The 2,295-nt window shown below is 53.1% G+C and carries 3 protein-coding genes; all 3 read left to right on the top strand.

Features of this window, described 5'->3' with window-relative positions; all coding sequences use genetic code 11:
- Positions 1 to 652 (top strand): DnaB-like helicase C-terminal domain-containing protein (locus tag V6D20_01755; GenBank protein HEY9814521.1); only part of this gene is annotated, 652 nt, incomplete at its 5' end.
- Positions 653 to 672: 20 nt separating this feature from the next.
- A complete protein-coding gene (locus V6D20_01750; GenBank protein ID HEY9814520.1) occupies positions 673 to 897 on the top strand; it encodes a hypothetical protein in 225 nt (74 codons plus the stop codon).
- Positions 898 to 1,046: 149 nt separating this feature from the next.
- A partial coding sequence (locus V6D20_01745) for a hypothetical protein (protein ID HEY9814519.1) occupies positions 1,047 to 2,295 on the top strand: 1,249 nt, incomplete at its 3' end.

Here is a 2,295-nt window from a genome sequence, read left to right as displayed (position 1 = left end):
GGGCAAGACTTCATCCCACGCCAGCATGATCTGTGGTGTCGGTGGCTTCGCTTGGCAGGGTGCTAAGGTTGCCGTGCTCTGTAACGAAGAGTCAGTCGCTCGTGTCTCGTCACGCTACCTGACTGCAGCTACTGGTATGTCGATGCAGCAGATTCGCAATGACCGTAAGAAGGCCACCGAGCAGTGGGCTCAGGTTAAGCAGAACCTCATGTTCGCTGATGGCACTGGCAAGGACATGCATTGGGTGGAGGCAGTGACCAAGAGCTACAAGCCTGACATTCTGGTGCTGGACATGGGTGACAAGTTCGCATCCAAAGGTTCGCACTCACGTGAGGATCAGAAGCTTAAGGACTGTGCCATTCACGCTAGGCAGATTGCCAAAGAGTATGACTGTGCTGTGTTCTACATGAGCCAGTTGTCTGCCTCTGCTGAGGGCAAGGTCGTTGTCGATCAGTCCATGATGGAAGGCTCTCGTACTGGTAAGGCTGCTGAGGCTGACCTCATGCTCCTGATCAGCAAGAACCCTGACATTGAGGGGCTGGGTGAGGAAGACCCGCAGCGTCACATCACGGTGGCTAAGAACAAGGTCACTGGCTGGCATGGTCGTGTCACCTGTGAGATTGATCCCGACACCGCACGTTTCACAGCGTAGTGAATAGGAGCACTTGACTAATGAACCATGATACCAAGCACTCTCTCTTTGGTTCCTTGAAGGAACTGGTAGGCAAGCGAGTCGTCCTGTTCACAGGGTCACACTGGTTTGAAGGGGAGGTGGAAGGCATAGGCGAGGAGTTCGTCATGCTCAAGCCCCGTAACAAGTCTACCTCTGTGTTCATCATTGTCCTTGAAACCATTACAGCTATGGAGGTGGTCAATGCCTCGACCGAAACTGAGTAAGAAACCCTACCGCACCTACACCTTCGCACTTGAGACACACAAGTACGACACCCTCTCTCGTGCAGCATTTGAGCGGAGCAAGACTGAGGGCAGATACGTGAGTGTAGCTGAACTAATCCGCGAACTGGTTGATGATAAGGTGATGATGCATGCTAACGATCTTGGACGTAGAGAATACAATCACGGAGCGGGACGGTAAGAAGTACCTCGATCCCTTCGAGCCAAACAACAAGCTGGTACAGGTCGGCGTCATCTGCCCTGAGATGAACGAGCGTTATATCGTGACGTTCAATCATGTTGAGGTCGAAGGCACTGTCATTCACGAATGGAATGAGGCTGCACAGACTTGGGTTGTCCTCGACAGTGGCGTTGGCTTCGACCTGATCCAAGACATTCTCGACAGCACCACCCTGCTAGTAGGTCACAACATTGCCTACGATTTGGTGTGGCTGTGGGAGTGCGGCTTCTCCTACGCTCAACACGATGAACAGCAGGAAGTGTTCGACACCATGCTTGGTGAGTACCTGCTGCAGCGTGGACAGAAGCTACCCCTAAGCTTGGGTGATGTGGCAGAGCGCCGCAACCTCAAGTCTCGCAAGCTAGACACCCTTATGGAGCACATGGACAAAGGCCAGAACGTAGACACTGTGCCTCTGCCCAAGCTCATCGACTACCTAGCTGGCGATCTGCTTACGACTGAGGAATTGTACAATGAATTGGTTAGTGAATATGCAGGCGATGCGGCTGGCCTACGTAAGGTGCTTGATCTTACAAACGAACTCTGTGTTGTACTGGCGGAGATATACCAGACAGGTGCTGCGGTTGACCATGATGCCCTACTGCAAGTGGGCGATCAGTTCACGGAGGAAAGAGATACAATCAAAGCTGAGCTAGAGGTTATGGCTGAGGAACTTATGGGTGACACCCCTATCAACCTCGGCTCTCCTGCCCAGCTATCTGCTCTTATCTTTAGCCGTGAGCCCAACGACAAGAAGACATGGGCCGACAACTTTAGCAACTGGATGAAGCCTGCTGAGTTTAGGTCTGCTGTCACCAAGCACAGCAAGGTCGTGAAGAAGACACGAGCCAAGCGATGCACCACCTGCAAAGGTACGGGCAGGACTTGGAAGACCAAGAAGGATGGACAGCGATACGCCAAGCCCAACATCTGTAAGCCATGCGAGGGTGAGGGTGTCCTGTTCATACCTACGGCTGAGGTTGCTGGCCTCAAGTTCTCTGCACCCGAACCTAAGTGGGTCACTGCCAATGGCTTCGGCACTAGCAAGCTTATCCTTGAGCAGCTAGCAGCCACTGCCCGTGGTCGTGGCCTCACTGACGCAGAGAACTTCCTTAACAAGCTGCGTCGGCTGTCTGCACTGGATAGTTACCTGAGCAACT

This window comes from Candidatus Obscuribacterales bacterium (assembly GCA_036703605.1).
GTDB lineage: Bacteria > Cyanobacteriota > Cyanobacteriia > RECH01 > RECH01 > RECH01.
The sequence above is the reverse complement of the archived record's forward strand: the minus strand, read 5'-3'. Positions and strand labels throughout refer to the sequence as shown.